The organism is Mucilaginibacter sp. dw_454 (genome assembly GCF_018449775.1).
GTDB lineage: Bacteria > Bacteroidota > Bacteroidia > Sphingobacteriales > Sphingobacteriaceae > Mucilaginibacter.
This window is the reverse complement of record NZ_JAAVVB010000014.1, coordinates 1-816: the sequence shown is the minus strand read 5'-3', so window position 1 is coordinate 816 and position 816 is coordinate 1. Positions and strand designations below refer to the sequence as shown.

Below are 816 nucleotides of genomic sequence, written 5' to 3'. Positions count from 1 at the left end.
TTATTATTATTGAAATGTTACTCTTACGATATTATTTTTCGGCACATTATCAAATAATGAGAATGAACCCATAATCAATAAAGCACGCTTATTATCAGCCGAGGTGGTTTCGTATACGTTGTATATTGAGCCGTTTACGTTACCTATTGAATTGTATCCGTCTGCCAGTGCTCCCGTTGCGTCGATAACCGCAAAACCGTTTCTGATCACACCATCATATGACCTGAAAGTACCACCTACTACTGCTAAACCATCGTTTAATAGTTTAACAAAATTTGGTACCCCGCCGTCAAATACTTTTGAGGTAAACGTATTGTCTACTGATCCGTCATAGTTTAATCTAACCATATACGGGGTTGCCTTGCCGTCAAACGTCAGGAAGTCGCCCACTACCAGGTATTTCTTCAGGGTAGCATTGTAACTCACACGCTCTATTCTTTGGGTGGTACCGCCAGATTTGAAACTTGGGTCGGTTAAACCCGAAGTAGGGTCAATCCGCACGATAGAGTTAACCGGGGCGCCGTCAAACGAGGTATACTGACCGTAAAGTAATATGTTGCCTTTTTCATCCTGCAGGGATTGTATCGGGCCGTTAGGGCCTGGTAAACTTGCGCCTTTGGTGTTTTTGTAACCAGGTGCATTCTTGTCAAATCTCCAGGTTGAATCCAGGTAGCCATTATCTTTGATACGGGCTATACGGTTACATATCGTACTATCAATGATGGTACTATCCTTAAAGTCGTAGGTGTTTTGATTGTACACGCGTGAGGTATAGAAGGTAAAGTCACCGGTTACAATCATCGCATTGTTGCCTGA

The 816-nt window shown here is 42.6% G+C and carries 1 protein-coding gene; it reads right to left on the bottom strand.

Translation table 11 applies throughout. The features are described from left to right. Positions 1-6: 6 nt before the first annotated feature. Positions 7-816 (bottom strand): delta-60 repeat domain-containing protein (locus tag HB679_RS20525; protein ID WP_218625340.1); only part of this gene is annotated, 810 nt, incomplete at its 5' end.